Annotated in this window: 19 protein-coding genes; 10 read left to right on the top strand and 9 right to left on the bottom strand. The window is 73.2% G+C overall.

Features of this window, described 5'->3' with window-relative positions; translation table 11 throughout:
* Window positions 1-23 precede the first annotated feature (23 nt).
* Window positions 24-491 carry a hypothetical protein gene (locus ACIQWR_RS37750; protein WP_404019504.1) on the top strand — a complete coding sequence of 156 codons (468 nt, stop codon included), beginning with the start codon at window positions 24-26 and terminating at the stop codon, window positions 489-491.
* A gap of 89 nt (window positions 492-580) precedes the next feature.
* Here ACIQWR_RS37750 and ACIQWR_RS37745 read toward each other — a convergent pair whose 3' ends face one another.
* Both ACIQWR_RS37745 and ACIQWR_RS37740 read right to left on the bottom strand, forming a co-directional pair.
* Window positions 581-940: a hypothetical protein gene (locus ACIQWR_RS37745; protein ID WP_404019500.1), complete on the bottom strand. Its 360-nt coding sequence runs from the start codon at window positions 938-940 to the stop codon at window positions 581-583.
* A gap of 301 nt (window positions 941-1,241) precedes the next feature.
* Window positions 1,242-3,452, bottom strand: a complete 2,211-nt coding sequence (locus ACIQWR_RS37740; RefSeq protein WP_404019497.1) for a hypothetical protein — start codon at window positions 3,450-3,452, stop codon at window positions 1,242-1,244.
* Between the two features lie 397 nt (window positions 3,453-3,849).
* Here ACIQWR_RS37740 and ACIQWR_RS37735 point away from each other — a divergent pair, with 397 nt between their 5' ends.
* Window positions 3,850-4,740, top strand: coding sequence for a hypothetical protein (locus ACIQWR_RS37735; protein WP_404019494.1), 891 nt, complete (start codon window positions 3,850-3,852; stop codon window positions 4,738-4,740).
* An 87-nt stretch (window positions 4,741-4,827) separates the two neighbouring features.
* Complete coding sequence (locus tag ACIQWR_RS37730; protein WP_404019491.1) at window positions 4,828-5,223, top strand: hypothetical protein; 396 nt, start codon at window positions 4,828-4,830, stop codon at window positions 5,221-5,223.
* A gap of 7 nt (window positions 5,224-5,230) precedes the next feature.
* Here ACIQWR_RS37730 and ACIQWR_RS37725 read toward each other — a convergent pair whose 3' ends face one another.
* The 5 genes from ACIQWR_RS37725 to ACIQWR_RS37705 form a co-directional block, all read right to left on the bottom strand.
* The gene (locus tag ACIQWR_RS37725) at window positions 5,231-6,631 is read right to left on the bottom strand and encodes a sensor histidine kinase (protein WP_404019489.1); all 1,401 of its coding nucleotides are present in this window, start codon (window positions 6,629-6,631) and stop codon (window positions 5,231-5,233) included.
* Window positions 6,628-7,320, bottom strand: a complete 693-nt coding sequence (locus ACIQWR_RS37720; RefSeq protein ID WP_404019486.1) for a response regulator transcription factor — start codon at window positions 7,318-7,320, stop codon at window positions 6,628-6,630. Before ACIQWR_RS37720 ends, ACIQWR_RS37725 begins: the two co-directional genes overlap by 4 nt.
* 7 nt (window positions 7,321-7,327) lie before the next feature.
* Window positions 7,328-7,729 carry a PAAR domain-containing protein gene (locus ACIQWR_RS37715; RefSeq protein ID WP_404019484.1) on the bottom strand — a complete coding sequence of 134 codons (402 nt, stop codon included), beginning with the start codon at window positions 7,727-7,729 and terminating at the stop codon, window positions 7,328-7,330.
* A 36-nt stretch (window positions 7,730-7,765) separates the two neighbouring features.
* Window positions 7,766-9,157, bottom strand: coding sequence for a hypothetical protein (locus ACIQWR_RS37710; protein ID WP_404019481.1), 1,392 nt, complete (start codon window positions 9,155-9,157; stop codon window positions 7,766-7,768).
* A gap of 95 nt (window positions 9,158-9,252) precedes the next feature.
* Window positions 9,253-9,879, bottom strand: a complete 627-nt coding sequence (locus tag ACIQWR_RS37705) for a response regulator transcription factor (protein WP_404019478.1) — start codon at window positions 9,877-9,879, stop codon at window positions 9,253-9,255.
* Window positions 9,880-10,488: 609 nt separating this feature from the next.
* Between ACIQWR_RS37705 and ACIQWR_RS37700 the strand changes: the two genes are divergently transcribed.
* The 6 genes from ACIQWR_RS37700 to ACIQWR_RS37675 all read left to right on the top strand — a co-directional run bounded on the left by ACIQWR_RS37700 (window position 10,489) and on the right by ACIQWR_RS37675 (window position 15,679).
* Window positions 10,489-12,903, top strand: coding sequence for a nitrate- and nitrite sensing domain-containing protein (locus ACIQWR_RS37700; RefSeq protein WP_404019475.1), 2,415 nt, complete (start codon window positions 10,489-10,491; stop codon window positions 12,901-12,903).
* Window positions 12,896-13,345 (top strand): roadblock/LC7 domain-containing protein, encoded by a 450-nt coding sequence (locus ACIQWR_RS37695; RefSeq protein ID WP_404019472.1) that lies wholly within the window; start codon window positions 12,896-12,898, stop codon window positions 13,343-13,345. The genes ACIQWR_RS37700 and ACIQWR_RS37695 overlap by 8 nt, the downstream gene beginning before the upstream one ends.
* A complete protein-coding gene (locus ACIQWR_RS37690; RefSeq protein WP_404019469.1) occupies window positions 13,342-13,746 on the top strand; it encodes a DUF742 domain-containing protein in 405 nt (134 codons plus the stop codon). Before ACIQWR_RS37695 ends, ACIQWR_RS37690 begins: the two co-directional genes overlap by 4 nt.
* Window positions 13,727-14,326 carry a GTP-binding protein gene (locus ACIQWR_RS37685; protein WP_404019466.1) on the top strand — a complete coding sequence of 200 codons (600 nt, stop codon included), beginning with the start codon at window positions 13,727-13,729 and terminating at the stop codon, window positions 14,324-14,326. The genes ACIQWR_RS37690 and ACIQWR_RS37685 overlap by 20 nt, the downstream gene beginning before the upstream one ends.
* Window positions 14,327-14,443: 117 nt before the next feature.
* The gene (locus tag ACIQWR_RS37680; protein WP_404019464.1) at window positions 14,444-14,569 is read left to right on the top strand and encodes a hypothetical protein; all 126 of its coding nucleotides are present in this window, start codon (window positions 14,444-14,446) and stop codon (window positions 14,567-14,569) included.
* 12 nt (window positions 14,570-14,581) lie between these two features.
* Complete coding sequence (locus tag ACIQWR_RS37675; protein ID WP_404019461.1) at window positions 14,582-15,679, top strand: LCP family protein; 1,098 nt, start codon at window positions 14,582-14,584, stop codon at window positions 15,677-15,679.
* 56 nt (window positions 15,680-15,735) lie between these two features.
* Here the strand turns inward: ACIQWR_RS37675 and ACIQWR_RS37670 are convergent, their stop codons facing one another.
* Entirely contained in the window at window positions 15,736-17,088 is a 1,353-nt protein-coding gene (locus tag ACIQWR_RS37670; RefSeq protein ID WP_404019459.1) for a sensor histidine kinase, read from the bottom strand.
* Between the two features lie 214 nt (window positions 17,089-17,302).
* Between ACIQWR_RS37670 and ACIQWR_RS37665 the strand changes: the two genes are divergently transcribed.
* Window positions 17,303-17,656, top strand: coding sequence for a WhiB family transcriptional regulator (locus ACIQWR_RS37665; RefSeq protein ID WP_404019456.1), 354 nt, complete (start codon window positions 17,303-17,305; stop codon window positions 17,654-17,656).
* 30 nt (window positions 17,657-17,686) lie between these two features.
* Here ACIQWR_RS37665 and ACIQWR_RS37660 read toward each other — a convergent pair whose 3' ends face one another.
* The gene (locus tag ACIQWR_RS37660; protein WP_404019453.1) at window positions 17,687-18,259 is read right to left on the bottom strand and encodes a hypothetical protein; all 573 of its coding nucleotides are present in this window, start codon (window positions 18,257-18,259) and stop codon (window positions 17,687-17,689) included.
* Between the last annotated feature and the right edge of the window lie 128 nt (window positions 18,260-18,387).

Below are 18,387 nucleotides of genomic sequence, written 5' to 3'. Positions count from 1 at the left end.
CGGATCCCGAAGGGGCCTTCGCGATGACCGAGGGCCCCGACTGGCTCGGCAGGCTGTTCCCGGCGGACGCGGAGCTGCTCGACTGGTCCGCCTGCGCCCCGCGGGTCCTCCCGGGGGCCGCTCCGGGAACGATCACTCTCCTGGGCGCGCTGAAGTTCTCGGAGGTCGACGTGGCCGTGGAGGCGGAGATCGACGCGGTCCGCGACGGCGCGGGCTGGACCGCGACGGCGGTCAGGCTCGCGCCGGACGCCGGGTGGGAGGACAGTGCCTGGAACGCTCCGGAGCGGGACCCGCGGGCCTCGTCGGACGCCAAGGACCGGGTGCCGCGCATCCGGCTGCTGGCCCGGCTGAACCTGTTCCTCCTCGAAGTCCCGTGCGCGTACCGCCCGGAGTACGTCGGTCCGCTCCATCGGGAGGGCCAGGTGGACTTCGAGGCCGTGGGCACCGGAGGGCTGAACGACGCGCTCCAGGACGCGCTCCGCGACATCTGACGCACCGCGGACCGGCACGGAGGTCACGCACCCGTGCGAAGGCATGAGAAGGGCCCGCCACCGCCCGGGGGGTGGTGGCGGGCTACGGCTCAGACCCGTGCGGACGCGGGCCACTCCGTCAGCACGAACGCCTCGGCGAGTTCCTGCAACGGCAGCATGTGGAAGATCCCGAGCGGTTCCTGGCAGAGGGCGGTGTATCCGACCGCGCTGGTGTTGCTGACCGTGACGATCCGCAGGAACTGCGGTTCGCCGTCGTCCTCGGTCCGGCGGATCCACACCTGGCCCGGGTGGGCCACCACGTAGATGTTGCCGTCGGCGTAGGCCTCGCAGGCGATGGCGAGTGCCGCCCGGTCGGGGAGCAGGTCCTGCTCGCGCAGTTGTGCGCGGTAGCGGTTGATCAGCGCCGCGGCCCCCTCCGACCCCACGACACGGTCAATGCGAAACGTCATGCCGATCCTCCTCCGGGTGCGGATTGTCGCTCCACTCTCGCTGTGCGCAACCGTCGTCACCACGGCCCGCGACGCAGCTCACCGCACCGTGAAACCTGCGTCATGGTCTGCCCGTTCGGCACGGCCGGGCGGGGAGGGGCGGACGGTCCGTCGGCAAGGAGGAGGGGGCCGACGGACCGTCCGGCTCCTCGCCCGGGTCTGGCCTCCCGGGCGAGGAGTTCACGGTCCACTCTCTGCCCCGGGGCTCCCGCGCGCAGGGGCCATCCGGGCAGGCCATCGGGCAGACCGTGCGGGGCGGTGGTCAGCGGCGACGGCCGGACCCGAAGAGGAAGCGGCGCAGGGGAGAGGTCCCGGAGTGCTGCCGGGGCTTGCGCCGGCTCGGGGCGGCGCCGTGCCGCGGCGGACCGTCGGCGCTGCTCCGTGGTGCGTGCCGGCCCGTCCCGGCCGGCGACGTCGTGCGGAGGTCCTCGGAGAGGTTGCGGGCGGATCGGCGCAGCTCCCTCTTCCCGTCGTCGACCAGGAGCCGGAGCAGCGCCGGCGGCTGCTCGGGCCGGTCGGCCCCCCAGGTCTCGGGCCACTCGCTGCCCAGCAGCCCGAGCACGGTGCGGATCGCCTCCAGGACCGCGAGCAGCCGCGCCACGGCGTCCCGGTACGCCTCGGCGTCGGTGAGCCGGTGGTCGTAGAGCCGTGCCACGGCCGCGGCGCGGTCACGGAACTCCGGGTACCCGCCGCGCAGCGAGGCGCTGGTCCGCCAGGTCCGGAGTGCGGCCAGTGGGTGGGCGAAGGTGTCGGGCGGCCACCCTTCGTGCGTGCTGGCGTGAGCGAGCGCGCGCAGGTCGGCGAGGTCGGGCAGCGACAGCGGGGACAGCGGCGCGGTGCGCTGCGCCAGTCCCGCCCGCACCGCGCCGAGGCGGCCCTTGCCCGGAGCCTTCGGCCGGCCCATGCCCAGGGGGCGGTAGGTGTTCTCCCACTCGACGAAGGTGCGCAGTTCGCGGCGCTCGGCCTCCAGCATCTGCCAGCCGAGGCGGATCATGGCCGCGAACGCGGTGGGCCCTTCCGCCGGCATCGCCTCGTCGGCGCCGTCCCATCCCGGCCAGCGGTCTTCGAGGAGGTACAGGTTCTCGGAGTAGCGCCGGAAGATCCGCTGCGCCTGGCGCAGTCCGTGTTCGTAGTCCCTCCCGAGAATCTGGTTCGTCCGGAAGTACCCGACGCAGTCCGCGACCAACCGGGCCGCGCCGGTGAGGTCGGGGCAGGCCTCCTGGAGCGCGGCGAGGGCGGCGAGCTGTTCGGCCTGGCCCAGGGGGTCCGCGAAGGTCTCGCTGCGGCAGCCCGTACGCCCCATCGCCCAGGCGAAGTTGGTCAGGTTGCCCATGAGGAGGCGTACGGAGGTCTCGTCGCGGCCCGGTCCCCGTCGGGCGATCTCACCGAGGGGGGTACCGGCCGGGGCGCGGGCGATGCGCCGCACGGAGCGCCGCAGGTCCTGACAGCCGAGCCGGAGCACGTGGGTGAACCGGTCGGGGCCCACCGCGTCGCCCGGGTCCCAGCCGGTGGGCCAGCGCTCCATCGCGGCGAACCGCGAACCGAGCCGCTGCAGTTCGGCGCCCAGGTCGCTGATGGGCCCGTAGGCGTCGCCCTTGCTGCGCGGGCCGGCAGTGGGTCCCAGCACGTCCTGCACGCCCGCGGCCACCGCCGCGAGGTTCCCCAGTGAAGGCAGCGCCGCCCAACCGCGCGCGTACCGCAGTGGCGTGGCGAGTTCGCCGAGCCCGACGGCCCCGGAGCGCACCGCCTCCATCAGGCTCCGTACCGCCTCGTCGAGCTCGGGCGCGTCCTCCTGGGGAGCCACCGTCGGGTCCGGGGTCCGGGGCGGCTCCGCCGTCCACCCGGGGGCATGCTGCGCCGGTGGTGTCCGACCCGTGTGCTCGATGTACATCCAGCGGCCGTCGGCGCCGTCGTAGCCGCACCAGTGCCGGTCGCCGTGGCGGCTCAGGGAGCGGAAGCGGGGCGGGTGGCGGTCCCAGCCCGCCGCGTCCGCGGGGCGGTGCTCGCTGTGGACGTAGACCTGCACGTTCTGCTCGGTGTCGTAGGCGCACCAGATGTCGCCGTCCCACCGGGTGACGCCGGTGTGGCGCCGCGTCGGGCCGGCGGAGTCCGGGAAGCGGGCCGACGCCGGTTCGCCGCGCTCCTCGGCGCGGGTGGTCCGGTACCACAGCTCCCCCGCCACCCGCAGGAGGGCTTCGGCCTGCTCGTTCTCGTCCCCCGTGACGTGCAGGTCGGTCAGGACGAAGGACCGCAGGCTCTCGGGTTCCTGGAAGCCGCAGAGGAGGTCCTGGACGTCCCGTTCGTCGACCTGCCGCGCGCGGGCCTCGGTGACGAGGGACTGCCAGACGTCGGCGCCGCCCTGGCAGGTGTGCCGCAGTTCCGGCTGACCCAGCACCAACAGGACACCGAGTTGACGGTCCGTCAGTTTTTGGAGCAGGGCGTCATCGGCGCCGAGGAACGCTCCGCCTTCCACCCACCACTCCTTCGCGCCGGCCCGTACGGGAACGCTAGGTCCTGCGCGGCCGGGCGCGACAGCACGGACCGGACAGGGAATCGGTCACGCACCGCTGCCCTTACGGGCAAAAGAGAAATCGACTCCGAAGGAATGCTGGAAACCCTGCGCAGAAATACCTCGGACCGGCTGATCGGATCCCCCGATCAGACATTTCTCTCGGGTCTTTGGTCCCTAATTTTTCGACAAAGAGCCCCTATTGAAACCCTCACGGGACGGGCTTTGAACTGGCATTTTCTACCGAATGACCCTCACTTCCAGGCACCGGCGAAAGCAGCACGCCCCGGAACTGATCAGCGAAGAATGACCCTCATGGCTGGCGTGCCGGAAATCATCCGGCCCACAGGAGGTTCTCACCATGCGCAAGGCACTCATCATCTCGGCGGTCGCCGCCACGGCCGCAATGGCGCTCGGCGCTCCGGCTACCGCGTTCGCGGCGGATGCCGCCCCGACACCCTCGGCGAGCCCGACGGCCGCCCCCTCGCCGTCCGCATCCCCGGCGGACCAGGGGAGCAACACCATCACCCTGAACAACTCGACGGCCCGGCCCGGTGACAAGGTGAACATCACCCTCAACGGCCCGCACCTGAAGGACGTCAAGGTCTCCAGCAGCATCCTGACCCACCCCTTCGTCTTCCAGGGCATCTACGGCGGGGGAACGGTCAAGGCGGACGCCAAGGCGGGCGCGTACCAGGTGACGATGTCCGGCAAGAACGAGAGCGGCAAGGAGGTCTCGGCCAGCGCGACGCTCACCGTCACCACACAGACGCCCGCCGACTCAGGCACCTTGAAGATGTCGCCCGGCGAGGGTGCGGCCGGCGCCAAGGTCGACGTCTCGCTGAAGATCACCAACGGTGCCCAGCCCCAGGCCGTCACCGTCAAGTCGGCCGCTTTCGACGGACCCGTGTCCCTGGCCCGGGGCAAGGACGGCCTCTGGGTCGGCGCGGCCAAGGTGGCCGAGGTCAAGGACGGCAGCTACGGTGTCGCGGCCGTCAGCGACATCCCCGGCACCAAGGCGTTCGCGACCGGCACCTTCACGGTGGGCAAGGTCACCCCGCCCACCCCCCAGCCCACCCCCCGGCCCGCGGACCAGCACGTCGTGCCGAAGGGGTCCGTCAACACGGGCATGGCCCCGGTCGCCTCCTCCTCTCCCACCGCGGACATCGTCGCGGGTGGCACGGTGGCCGCCGGAGCCGCGGCCCTGCTGGCGGTGGCCCTGCACAAGCGCAACCGGAGCAAGGGGTTCTGAACCTCGGAACCTACCCGGGCGTGTGTCCGGACACCGGCGGGTGTCCGGACACACGCCTTCGCGCGGCTCACGGCGAAGCGAGGAATCATGCGCTCGACAGGGATCCCGGCACTGGGGACCGCGCTCCTGCTCGGCTGCGGAACGCTGCTCGCGGCGGCCACCGTCGCCGACGCGGGACCGCGCGCCGCGCAGGACCGGGTGGCGAACACGGCTCGGGCCGCCCTGGTGGCGGGCCCGTCCCGGCCCTTCGACTCGGGGCCGGTACTCGTGAGCGACGCCTCCCCGACGACGGCGACGGGACCGAAGGCGGCGACGGCCGACGGGAGCGGGAACGGGGAGGCGGAGTCCGTCCACGCGCCTCCGGGCACCCTCGACCTCGCGCTCGCGGCGGCGCTGGCCGGGGGCGTGACCTGCGTGACGTACGCGATCCGGCGCCGGGACGGCGCCCGCGTACCGGCGGCGGAAGGGCCCGAACGGAAATGAGCCTCCCTCAGCCGGACGGCCGGGCGGGGGCGTCCGGGGCGCCGTCGCCGGGCGGCCGGGCGGGATCCAGCGGGCACGCGGGGGGCTCGGTCGGCTCCCGCGGGACCGGCCGGGCGGGCTGACCGAAGAGCACCCGGACCCGTGCCCCGCCGGCCGGTGGCACCTCCAGGCCGAGCGAACCGCCGGTGGACTGTGCCAGGCGGCGCACGATGTCCAGTCCCAGGCCGCTCGATCCCGAGCCGCTGGCGCCCCGCCGCAGCAAGGCCGGATCGATCCCGGGCCCGTCGTCCTGCACCACCAGGCTCACCCTGGCGTCCTCGTGTCCCTCGACGCGGACGGTGAGGGCGCAGCCGTCCGGCGTATGGCTGAACACATTGCCCAACAGGGCGTCCACCGCGGCGGCCAGGCCCTCCTGCGACACCCGGACCATGTGGTCGCGGCCGATGACCGTCAGGTGGCACGAGCGGTGCTGGTCCTCGGCCAGGGGCTCCCAGAAGGCGACGCGCTCCTTGACGACCTCCGCCAGGTCGCACCGGGCCCCTTGGTGTTCCATGGCGGGGCGGCGCGCGCGCTCGATGACGTAACTGACCTCCCGGTGCAGCCGCCGCGCGCTCTCCAGGACCTGGGCCGATTCCTTGGGGTCGGTCAGCGACTGGGCCTGGAGCATCAGGGCGGCCACCGGGGTGCGCAGCCGGTGGGAGAAATCGGCGGCGGCCTCCCGCTCGGCCTCGACGCGTCTCTCGATCCTGCTGGCGAGGGTGTTGAACGAGGCCCCCAGGCGCCGTAGTTCGGGAGGACCGGCGACGGCGACGCGGACCGTGAGGTCGCCACGGGCCATGGCGGTGGAGGCACGGACGAGGCGTTCGAGCTGGCGGGCGAGACTGCGCCCGAAACGGTCGGCCAGCAGGGCCGCGGACAGCGGCAGCAGGACGAGCGCCGCCGCGATGGCGGCCCAGATCCGGTGGACGGCCGCCCATTCGTGGTGGGAGTCGATGAACGCGGCGACCACGACACCATGCCCGTCGTGGCTGTTCACCGGCAGGAGGACGGCGTCTTGCGAGGCGCCGAGTCCCAGGTGTCCGCGGGCCGCCCGCAGGCTGTCCCGGGCGGCGGCCTGCTGGACCTCGGGGGGTACCGGGCTGATCGCCACACCGGCCGTGTGGCCGTTGGGGAAGAACACCACATCGCCCAGCGCCGGCGTGACGAATCGTTTCAGCGAGCGTTCGAGCTCCGTCTCGTCCCCGGGCATGTCGGCGATGACGGCGGCCAGCGACTGGGCCCGCGCGTGCGCCTCCGCCTCCGCCTCCTGGAAGTAGGCGTGGCGGACGTAGAAGGCGAGCGGCAGGGCGAAGACCACCGTACTGAGCAGGGCCGCCACGGCCACCCGCACGGCGATGCGGCACCTCATCGGTACTGTCCCTGCGGTGCCTTGAGCTTGACCCCGACCCCCCTCACGGTGTGCAGGTAGCGCGGGCTGGCCGCGCTCTCGCCGAGCCGCCGGCGCAGCCAGGAGAGGTGGACGTCCACGGTCTTGTCGGTGACCCCGAAGGCGTTCTGCCAGACCTCGGCGCGCAGCTCGGCCTTGCTGACCATCCGGCCGGCCCGTTCGGCCAAGTAGGAGAGGAGGGCGAACTCCTTGGGCCGCAGCTCCAGTACCCGCGCGTCCAAGGAGGCGGCATGGGCGTGCAGGTCGATCAGCAGCCCTCCCACGCGCAGTGGCGGCCGTACGGGGTCGGGTTGGGTACGCCGCAGCACGGCGGCCATCCGCGCCTGGAGGTGTTCGGCGGAGAACGGTTTGATGACGTAGTCGTCCGCGCCGAGGTTCAGGGCGGCCACCGTGTGGGCCTCCTCGTCGCGCGCGGTGGCGATGACGACGGGCACGGCCAGCGAGGCGCGCAACATCTTCAGCACCTGCATCCCGTCGAGGTCGGGCAGGCCCAGGTCGAGCACGATGATGTCGACCCCGTCCTGGAGCGCGCGCGTGAGCCCTTCGATCCCGCTGCTCGCGCCGACGACCCGGTGGCCGAGTCGTTCGAGCGCGACCGTGAGGGCGCTGCGGATCAGGTCGTCGTCCTCGATGAGGAGCACATGGGGCATGGTCGGGTCAGCCAATCAGAACGTTGCACTGGGAGGTGATCCTGGCGTTGGGACCGGGGAGCGGATCGCTACAGGTCAGCACCGTGTCTCCGGACCGGGCGGCGGGTTTGCCGCCGATCAGGACCGCGGCGCTGCCGGTCGTCACCACTCCGCTGTTGTCCGGTGGGCGCAGGAAGAGACCGCCGGGCGGGGTGGGCGGCAGGTGGGGCGGGAGGTTGACGGCCTTGGAACCGACCACCGCCGCGGGCCTGCCCCCGATGAGGACCGTGGCGCAGCACCCCCCCATGAGGGTGCCCGAGAAGGGGAACGGCAGCAGGGTGGGCGTGGGACCCGTCGGGGTCGGGACCAGGACGATGTGCCGGTCCATACCGGCGACCCGGTCGCCGAGTCGTGCTGCGGGGCGGGACATGGTGCCTCCCGGCGGTCGGGGACGAGTGACGCCGGGTCAGCTCGTGAGGGTGTAGGTGCGCCCGGAGAAGGAGAACGCGGGGGTGCAGTTCTTCTTGTCGGTGTTGCCGCAGCTGACCGCGAGGACGACCTTCTGGCCCTCAGTGAAGGTGAGGGGCTCCACCCAGTGCCATTCCTTCTTGGCGTCCTTCAGGCTGAACTCCCGCAGGACCTCGCCGTTGCGGCGCAGCTGGACCGTGCCGGTGTCATCGGCGAGGTTCTCGATGTGCAGGTCACTGACGGCCAGGGTCTGGCCCTTGGCGACGGGGTCGTGCTCCTTGAGCGAGTAGGTGCCGGTCTTGCGCGGCTCGGAGTTGGCCTGGAGGCGGAAGCTCGTACCGGCCACGTCCGCGAGAACGGGAACCGGGGGCTTCGCCCCACCGCCGGAAGCACTGCCGGAGCCGGTTGCGGAACCACTGCCGGAACCGGTGGACCCGGTCTGTTCGCCGTCCCCCGCGCCCGCCTGGCCGGAGCCGCCCGAGGCACCCGAACCGCCCGGGGTACCGGCGGCCTTCCCGTCCGCCGCGGCCTTGGCCTTCCCGTCGTCGCCGGACCCGGACCCGGCCGCCGCGGTGGCCGACGGGGCGGGGTCCTGCGGGTCGGCCTTCCTGTCCTGGGAGTCGGCGACGTTCTTGCCGAACAGCAGGGAACTCGTCTTGGGGACGAGGTACGTCGGCATGACCACCAGGGCGACGGCCGCCGCGCCCGCGGCCAGCATGAGCGCCTTGGGCGCCCACGGCGCGAGCATGGCCGTCTGTACCAGCGAGCCGGCCGTCTCGCTCTTCGTCCCGGACCCCTTCACCTGGATCCGGTAGAGGTGGGTGCGCGGCTCCCCGCGCAGGAAGCGCGTGCGCGGCTTGAGCCGGTAGGCGACGATCCGGGTCGTACCGCCTTCGACGGTCACCGGGAGCTGGGGGAAGGTGAAGCGGAGCTTTCCGTCGTCGTCCGCCCCGGTGAGGCGCAGCGTCACCGGGGCGTTGCCCAGGTTGTCCAGGGCCAGCCGGCCACGGGCGCCGCGACTGCCCCGCAGGGTGCGGGAGATGAGTTCCGTCTCGATCTCCTGGAAGCCGGCGACGGAAACGGTGCCTTCGACGACGGCGGAGTGGTCCGTGTCCTCCTGGGACATCACCCGCAGGGCGAAGCCCGTCCGCCCCGGGCGGACCCCGGCATCGCGCGGAGGGGTGAAGACGATGTCCACGGTGGCCACTTCGCCCGGGAAGACGCTCACTTCGGAGGAAGTGGTCTCGGCCCATTCCTTGGTGTCCCCGAGGACGTCGAGCAGGAAGGTGTCGACCACCGTGCCGTCGTTGAACAGCTTGACGGTGCAGGTCGCCGACCCTCCCGGCTCGACCTCGGTCACTTCGTCGCTGAGGGTGGCGATGACGCCCATAACGGCTCCTTCGGTTGTCCGCGGCGCGGACGGTTGTACGGGGCTGCCCGGATCCGGAGCTCCGGGCTCCGTCGGTTGTCGAGGCGGCCACCGCTCTAGATGAATCCCTCGCGGATCGCATAGGCGACGGCGTGGGACCTGTTGCGCAGGTGGAAGCGGCTGGTGACGTCGTGCAGGGTGTTCTTGACCGTCCGCTCGGAGTACGCGAGCTTCTGCGCGATCTCCTGGGTCCCGTGGCCGGTGGCCACCAGCCGCAGTACCTCGGTCTCCCGGCTGGTCAGGCCCGAGAGGCCGATGCCCCGCGGTGCCAGGACATGGTGCTGAAGACTGGCGACCTGCTTGAGCAGGCGGCCCAGCAGGTCGGGCGGGACCACGCCGGCGCCGCGGCACACCGAGGTGACGACCTGTACCAGGCGGTCCGGTGTGGCCTCGGCGCGCCGCAGCAGACCGGCGACCCCGGCCTCCGCCGCGGCGACGACGCCCTCCTCGTCGAGGTTGCTCGCGACGATCACCACCCACTCGACGCGGGACGCCCTCATGGTGCGCAGGAGTTGGAGGGCGCCGGCGTCCACGCGGTCGACCGCGAGGAGACCCACCGTCCGGCTGTCGACCATGCGCTCCTCCACGACGCGCAGTTCGCTGCGGTGGCGGATCGAGGCGATGAGTCCCGCCTGGGACAGGGGGTCCGACGCCTTGATTTGGACACAGATGGGCTCGGACATGAAGGCTCCTCCACACGACGGTCGGGCTGGACACCCCCCGGCCCCTCGGAGTCCGCACGCCGCGCACGTGGACGCCGGTCCGAGAGCTGGCAGCTCCGCGAATCACCGGCGGTGGCGGGGGAACGTCTTCCCGAAGAGGCATCACCAGTCTCACCCCCGCTGCCCTAACGGTGGGTTAGCGGAAGAAGAGGCCTGTCTCAAAATCCAGCGGTTCGGGCACGTTCCGGCTCCTGACCTGCCCCTCGGGCCAACCGGAGGCCCTGATCGGTGGAGTGAGGTTCCCCCGGCCGCTCGGACCATCGGCGACGTCCGGACCGCCAGGTGTCCGGAGAGAGTGGATGCAGGAGTACCGGTCGGTGGCCCTGGGCACCGAGGGGGCTCGGCTTCCCCCGTCCGCGGCGGGGAGCCGCCCTCGACGCCGGGTCGGCGACGGATGCGGCCGGCCGGTCCTCCTCCACCACGGTGTGCCGACGGCGCTCCGCACGTACCGGAGCGGTCGCACCCGGAGGGGCCCGCACGGGGCTCCGGCACGGGTTCCCGCCCGTGCCCGGCCCCCGGCGCACCGCGTACGGCGGACCGGCGGCCACCCGCCCCCACTCCGGAGCTGCCGTGTTCTCACCCTTCCGCAACCGCCGCCGGTCCCGCCGTTCCCTCGTCTCTTCCCGGGCGGGCTGGTCACCGTTCCTCGGGCGGCTGAGCGTGCCCACCCGCATGCTCGCCGTGCTCGTGATCCCGCTGCTCGCCGCCGTGGTGCTCGCGGGGCTCAGGGTCAGTGACGCCTCCGACCAGGGGGACCAGTACGACCGGCTGCTGCGCATCGCGCAGCTGAGCCAGTCGGGTTCCTCGCTGATCGACAACCTCCAGCGCGAGCGTGACCTGCTCATCGACCCGCAGGCCCAGGCCTCGGGCGGGAACGGCGCCCTCCAGAACCAGGAGGAGCGCACGTCCGGCGCGGCGGAGGCCTTCCTGACCGCGGCCCGCAAGATCCCCTCGTCCACCCGGCTCGACTCGCACATCCAGGCGATCCAGGCCGCCGTCGACACCCTGCCCGGGCTGCGCGGGCTGGCGGGCAAGGCCAGCGCGGCCCAGCTGAACTCCGCCTACCTGCGCGTCCTGCTGCCGGTGATCGGGATCAACAACGAACTCGGCGGCGACCTCGACCAGTCGTACTCCCCCGGCTGGGCCACCTACACCCTGGCCCTGGACACGGCCATGACCTGGAGCGAGCGGGCCCTGATCTCCGACACAGCCAAGAGCGGCAGCCTGACCAACGAGCAGCGGGCCGCCCTGCTCTCCTCCGCGCGCCTCCAGGACATGGCCCAGCAGGAGTTCCGCCTCAATGCCATGAGCGCCGACACAGCGGCCTACGACAGGTTGGTCGGCGGCACGGACGTGGCGGCGGCCAACCAGGCCATGAAGGCCCTCGGTGAACTGAACACGGCCAAGCTGGCGAACGGCACCCTGCCCGGCGACTGGTACAAGGCCTTCACCACGAAGATCGACGGGCTCGAACAGCTCCAGAGCACCGTGGGCAAGCGGCTGGTCGACGACTTCTCGCAGCGTCGGCAGGAAGCGCAGGACCAGGCGCGCAACGACCTCATCGTCGCGGGCCTGATCCTGGCCACCGCGCTGGCCCTCGCGTTCTTCGTCTCCCGTTCCATCCTGGGCGGGCTGCGCGACCTGGAGTCCTCGGCGGTCGACGTGGCCGAGAGCAGGCTGCCGGCCGCGATGAAGGCCCTGACGTCCGGGCGCGGCAACGGCGCGGAACTCCAGGTGGCGCCGGTCGCCGGCACGAGCCACGACGAGTTCGCCGCCGTGGGCCGGGCCGTGGACCAGCTGCACCGGGAGGCGGTACGGCTGGCCGCGGGCCAGGCGAGGCTGCGCGAGAACGTCAGCGCGATCTTCCGGAACCTGTCGCACCGCAACCAGTCCCTGATCCAGCGCCAGCTGAGCCTGATCACCGACCTCGAACGGGACGAGCCCGATCCCCAGCAGTTGGCCCGGCTGTTCCAGCTGGACCACCTCGCCACCCGCATGCGCCGCAACAGCGAGAACCTGCTGGTGCTGGCCGGGGCCGAACTCGGCTCCCGCGCCGTCGGCCCGATGCCGGTGCACGACGCGGTGCGCTCGGCCATATCGGAGGTCGAGCAGTACGAACGGATCGTGGTGCACACCCTGCCGGACACCGAGCTGAGGGGCGAAGCGGTCCGTGACGTCGTCCACCTGCTCGCGGAACTCCTGGAGAACGCCGTGTCCTTCTCCAGCCCGCACTCCGATGTCACGGTCGACGGCCAACAGTTGCCGGACCGGCGCCTGGTACTGGAGATCTGCGACCGCGGCATCGGCATGAACACCGAGCAGCTCGCGGAGGCCAACCGCCTCCTGGAGGAGGGGCTGTCCCTGGACGTCAGCGTCTCGGAACAGCTCGGCCTCTACGTGGTGGGCACCCTCGCCCGGCGCCACGGCATCGAGGTGGTCCTGCGCAACGCGGCACCGGGCGTCTCCACCCTGGTGATCCTGCCGCAGGACGTGCTGCACACCCCGGAGCGGCCCGCCGCGCAGGCCGAACCCGGCCCGGTCCCCGGCCACCCCGCCGCCCCGCGGTTCCCCGCCCTGGAGGCTGCCGCACCGTCCGCCGCGGGGGACGCGGGTCCGTACGGGGGCGCCCCGGAGCCCGCGCGCCCGGCCCTCGAACCGATCCCCCCGACACGGGCCACCGATCCCGCGACGATCACGATCCCCACGGTGTCGGTCCCCCTCACGGGACCGGTCGGCGGCTGGCCGGAGCGTCCGGGGGACGCCCGCGGCCGGGCCCCGGACCCCGCGCCCGGCCCCGCCGGGGAGGGCGAGCCGGTCGGCGGCGCGCTGCCCCAGCGGGTCCCGCGCGCCCACCTGATGCCCGGCGCGGTCGAGCAGGCCCCCGACGCGGGGCACCCCCGCGACCCCGAACGGATCCGATCGCGGCTGAGCGGATTCCGCAACGCCGGCGACCCGTCCGGAGAAGGGGAGCCCGGCCGTGGCTGAGCCCGTGACACCCGTGAACGGTGAACTGGACTGGTTGATCACACGGTTCGCCGACGAGAACCCGCAGATCGAAGAGGCCGCCGTCGTCTCCAGCGACGGGCTCCTCCTGGCGCACAGCTCCCGCGGGGAGGGCGCCCAGGGCGACCGGCTGGCCGCCATCGCCTGCGGCATCGCCGCCCTGGCGGTGAGCTGCTCCGACATCGCCGAGGGCGGCCGGGTCCGGCGCGCGCTGGTGGACCTGGAACACGGCTGCCTGCTCCTGTGCCACCTCAGCGAAGGCGCGCTGCTGGCCGTGCACGCCTCGGACGGTTGCGACCTGTCCCTGCTGACCTACCAGAGCACGCGGCTGGCCCGCCGGGCCGGGGTCGCGCTGACCCCGGCCCCGCGCGGGGGACCGTACGAGCGCTCCGCCCGACGCTTCGGGCCGGGGGCCGGGCCATGAGCGGGGCGGCGGGGTCGGGTCCCTACGCGTTCCCCGAGGAGTTCCCGATCGGGCCGCGGCCCTACGCCGTCACCCGTGGCCGCACCCGGTCGTCGTTCCCCCTCGGGGTCGAGGTGCTGATCACCGCGCTCGCGGCGTCCGGGGCGACGGAGTACCGGGGACATCCGGCCCCCGCCCCGCTCTCCCCCGAGCACTGGGCGATCCACCGGCTGTGCGCCGTCCCCCTGTCGGTGGCGGAACTCGCGGCGCTCTCCCAGGTCCCGCTGGGGGTCGCCCGGATCCTGATCGCCGACCTGGCCGAGAGCGGCCTCGTACACGTCCATGCCAACCCGAACACATCAGGCGGGCAGCCGGACTCACGACTGCTGGAAAGGGTGCTCGGTGGACTCCGCGGCCTCTGAGCCGACGGCCCCCGCGGGCCGTCGGCGCGTATCAGCGAAGATCATCGTCGCGGGCGGCTTCGGGGCGGGGAAGACCACCACCATCGGATCCGTCAGCGACATCGCCCCCCTACGGACCGAGGCCCGGCTCACCGCGGCGTCCCGCGGCGTGGACGACACCTCCCACGTGCGCCAGAAGTCCACCACGACGGTGGCCATGGACTTCGGCCGGGTCTCGCTCCCCGAGGACCTCCTGCTGTACCTGTTCGGCACGCCCGGCCAGGACCGCTTCTGGTTCATGTGGGACGACCTCGCGCGGGGGGCGATCGGCGCCGTGGTGGTCGTCGACACCCGCCGGCTGTCCGACTGTTTCGCGCCGGTGGACTACTTCGAGGAACGCGGCCTGCCCTTCGTGGTGGCGGTGAACACCTTCGACGGGCACAGCCCGCACACCCGCGAACAGGTCGGGCAGGCGCTTGGGCTGCACCCCGGCGTGCCGGTGCTCGCCTGCGACGCCCGGCGCCGGGAGGACGTGCTGCCGGTGCTGATCAGCCTGGTCGAGCACGCGTTGCTGCTGCGCTGCCGGACCGATACCGGGTGACCGGGCGGGGGCGGCCGTCGCGCTGCCCCCACTCCTGCCCGTACGGGATTGGCCCCGGTCCGCCCGGACGGCTGAGCTGGAGGGTCCCGGGCTCCCACCGTGAAGGAGACGCCCCGCATGCCGGCACCCGCTGTGCACGACCCCCGAGCGAATCCCGCCGCCGACGGCGCCACGAACGGCGCCCGCCGCTGCCCCGCCGCGGCATCCGCGTACCGCGGCGCGGCCGACCAGCGCTCCACCTGATCGGCGGCGCGTGTGGGACGGCACGAGACGACGCCCCGGCACCGGCACGCACGGCGACGCCGCCGACACCGGGCCCGACGGCGCGGGCGCGGCACGTTGAGGACCATCGTCTGGACGACCGGGCTGGCGGTGCTGCTCGGCGCGGCCGGGGCCGCGGCCGTGGTCCACCGGCTCCAGAGCAACGTCCACAGCGTCGACATCGACTCGACGCTGGGCAGGGACCGCCCGCCGGCGGCCGAGAACGGGGCGATGAACATCCTCGTCCTAGGTTCCGACAGCCGCATGGGCGCCGACTCCGGGGGCGCAGGCGGGGCCCGCTCCGACACGGCGATGGTGCTCCACGTCTACCAGGGCCGCAAGCAGGCGGCCCTGGTCTCCGTCCCCCGCGACACGCTCGTCACCCGGCCCGCCTGCGCCACCCCCGCGGGCACCCGTGACCCCGGCGGCGCGCGCAAGATGTTCAACGAGTCCTACTCCGTGGGCGGCCCCTCGTGCGCCGTGAGCACCGTGGAGCGGCTGTCCGGGCTGCGCATGGACCACTTCGTCGAGCTCGACTTCAACGGATTCAAAAAGATCATCGACTCCCTGGGCGGAGTCACCCTCACCACGACCGAGCCGATCAAGGACGCGGCCAGCCACCTCGACCTCGCACCCGGCACCCACACGCTGAACGGCGAGCAGTCGCTCGGCCTGGTGCGCACGCGCAAGTCCGTCGGCGACGGCAGTGACCTGGGGCGCATCCAGCTCCAGCAGGCCTTCGTCAAAGCGCTGCTGACCCAGGTGCGCGGGAACGGGCTGTTGAGCAGCCCCACCCGGCTGCTCGGTCTCGCCGACACCGCGACGAAGTCCATGACGACCGACAGCTCGCTCGCGAACGCCCGCGCGCTCATGAGTCTGGCGGGAACCCTGAAGGACCTCGGTTCCTCCCGACTCACCTCGCTCACGCTCCCCGTCGGGCCGGACGCCAAGGACCCCAACCGGGTCGTACCGCTGCCCACCGAGGGCGAGCAGGTGTGGCGGGCGCTGCGCGCCGACCGACCGGTGCCCTCCTCGGCCACCGCTTCCTCCCTGGGGGACAAGGGGAGCGCGGGTTCCGTGGTCGCTCCCTGACCCCCGGGCCGCGGCCGGCCGCCGGGCGCCCGAGCACAGTCCCGGGGCCCGGGGCCTCACACGTCCGGCAGGACGAGGGGGAGGGAGAGGCGGACGGCCATGATCGTGCCGGTCGGGGTGTTGGGACGGACGGTGAGGGTTCCCCCGACCTCCTGGAGTCGCAGTTGCTGCGAGGCGATGCCGATGTGGCCCTGCGACACCCGCTGCTCCAGCAGGGCCGGGGTCAGGCCGACCCCGTCGTCGGAGACCGACAGCCAGGCCCGCTGCCCGTCCGCTTCGAACCGGACCACCACGTGCTCGGCCCCGGCGTGCTTGACCACGTTGGACATGAACTCCCGCGCGCAGTTGTACAGGACGCGGTCCGCCTCGTAGCCGGCGGACCGCGTGGTGCACACCACCTCGGTCGTGAACTTGCCCCGCCGGCCCGACCGGACGGCCAGTTCGCCGAGCGCCTGCTGGAGACCGCCGCGCTCCAGGACGGAGGGGTGCAGCTCGGTGACGGAGGAGCGCAGTTGCCGGGCCGCGTCCCGCAGCGCCTCGTCGGCGCGTTCCAGTGCTTCGTGCGGCGCGGCCTCCGCTGCCTCGTCCACGTCGAGCCGGGCGGCCAGCACGCTCTGCAGCGGGCCGTCGTGCAGCGCCTCGGCCATGTCCCGGCGTTCCCGCTCGGTGATGGAGAGGCTCGTCGCGAGCATGGCCCCGCGCCGGTGCGCGAGTTGGGCGATCTGCCGGACCCTCGACTGCTGGATCCGCGAGAGCACCACCGCCGCGAAGCTGACCATGGCGAGGGAGAGGGTGTGCCCGATGGTGAAGTGGGGGTCGGGAGCGGCATGGGCGTGCCCGACCGCGGAGGCGATGCAGAAGAACACGGTCGCGGCGCCGCCGGTGACCGCCGTGACGGCGGGCCGGAGCTGGAACGCGGACAGGATGGTGACCAGCATCAGCCAGTCCGAGGTGAAGGGGTTCTCCCAGTTCGGGTCGTTGTAGGTCCCGGACACGCTGAGCAGCAGGGCGAAGGCGGGCAGGTCCACCAGCGGCACCGCCCAGGCCACGTGGGGGAAGGGTCCCTTGCGCCAGGCGTCGGCCAGCATCACGAGCGTGTAGCAGGCGTACACGGTCATGATGATCGCGGTCGCACCCTTGTTGAGCCGTGGCGGGAACAGCAGGAACTCCGTGCTTGCGGCGAGCATGAGGCCCATGCGCAGGACCGCTTGGCGGTGGAGCGCCAGCCACTGGTGCGCGATGAGCAGGTTGCTGATGGCGTCCAGTGAACCGTCGTGCGGCCAGTGGCCCAGCTCGGGCCGGAGCAGGGTGCGGGCCCGCCGCAGCAGCCGCGCCCCCGGACCGGAGCCCACGGGGCCGTCGGCCGTTCCTCCACCACCGCCGTGAGGTTCGCGCGTCGTATCGTGCACGGCTTCGAGTATGGCCGAGCGGAGCACGGAGGCGGCCCGGCCGGCGGGCGCGTTGGGCTGCGATTTCCACCCGCACTGGGTCCGTTCGGATGACCCGGGTCCGCGCGGCGGCCCGGGAGCCTGAAGGGAGCGCGGGCACACCCGGTCTCCGCGGCCGGGCGGTCCCGCTTCGCGACCGACCCGTCCGCGCCCACCGAGGAGATGCCACCACGCCATGTCCGCTCGCCACAGCCTTCCCTCCTTCGTCCCGCCCACCGACCACGTGGGCGTGCTGCCCTGTGCGGAGCCCGGGGTCGACCCCGACCGGGTCTTCTTCAGCGACACCAGCAGCAACCTGCCGCTGAAGGCGGCGCTGCTCATGTGCGAGCGCTGCCCGGTACGGTTCGCCTGCCAGGACCATGCCCGCAACCAGCGGGAATGGGGCATCTGGGGCGGTGAGCCCGAATCCGCCCGCGAGGCGCCCCCCGCCGGCCGGTCCAGTTCCCGCCGTCGGGCCGCGCTCCGCCTGCGTCCGGCGCCGACCCCGACGGCCCAGCGCCCGGGCGACGACGCACGCGGGAACGGCTGACGCCGCCGCGGGAAACGGACGCGCGAGGCGTCAGTGCGGGCGGATGCGCCGCGGGCGGGAGACGACCCGTACGTCGCTCGGCGGTGCGGGTACGGGCTCCGTCGCCGCCACCAGACCCGCCGTGACCACGAGCTCCAGCGCGGGCCGGGCCGGAACGCACAGGCCCGCGAAGACCCCCGCCAGCTCGCCCGCCGTGCTCCCGGCCGGAGCCGCCTCCAAGTGGACCGGCCCGCCTTCGGCCAGCTCGGGCCCGACCGCCAGCACCGGTCCCGTCAGCTGCGTCAGCGCCTCGTCCAACAGGGCCAGCCGGGCCGGCGCGGTGGGTGCCCAGGCCCACACCAGCCACCGCGTCCGGTACCGGCGCACGGGCGGCCTGCGCCCGACGACCCGGCCGGTCCCGTCACGCACCGCGGCGGCGTCGACGGCCCGGCCCAGGTCCACGGCCGACAGGTGGAAGAGGTGTACGCCCAGCCCCTGCTCTCCCCCGGCGCCCTCGGGGCCGGCCGTGACGGAAGGGCCGGGCGGCTCCGTCGTGACGGCGCAGCAGCCGGCCAGTGCGGTCTCCAGGTGGGCGCTCAGGGCGGCCGAGGTCGCGTGCAGCATGCCGGGAGTATGCACGCGGCCGGCCGCCCGCCGCAGCCTTCCGGGGGCCCGCCCCACCGGAGGTGCCCGGTCAGCGCGGTGACCGGGCCGAACGGACGGGCCGATCGGCCCACGAACGGGGCCCTCTC

The sequence above is a fragment of the Streptomyces sp. NPDC098789 genome (genome assembly GCF_044759975.1).
Classification (GTDB): domain Bacteria; phylum Actinomycetota; class Actinomycetes; order Streptomycetales; family Streptomycetaceae; genus Streptomyces.
This window is presented reverse-complemented; position numbering and strand designations above follow the sequence as displayed.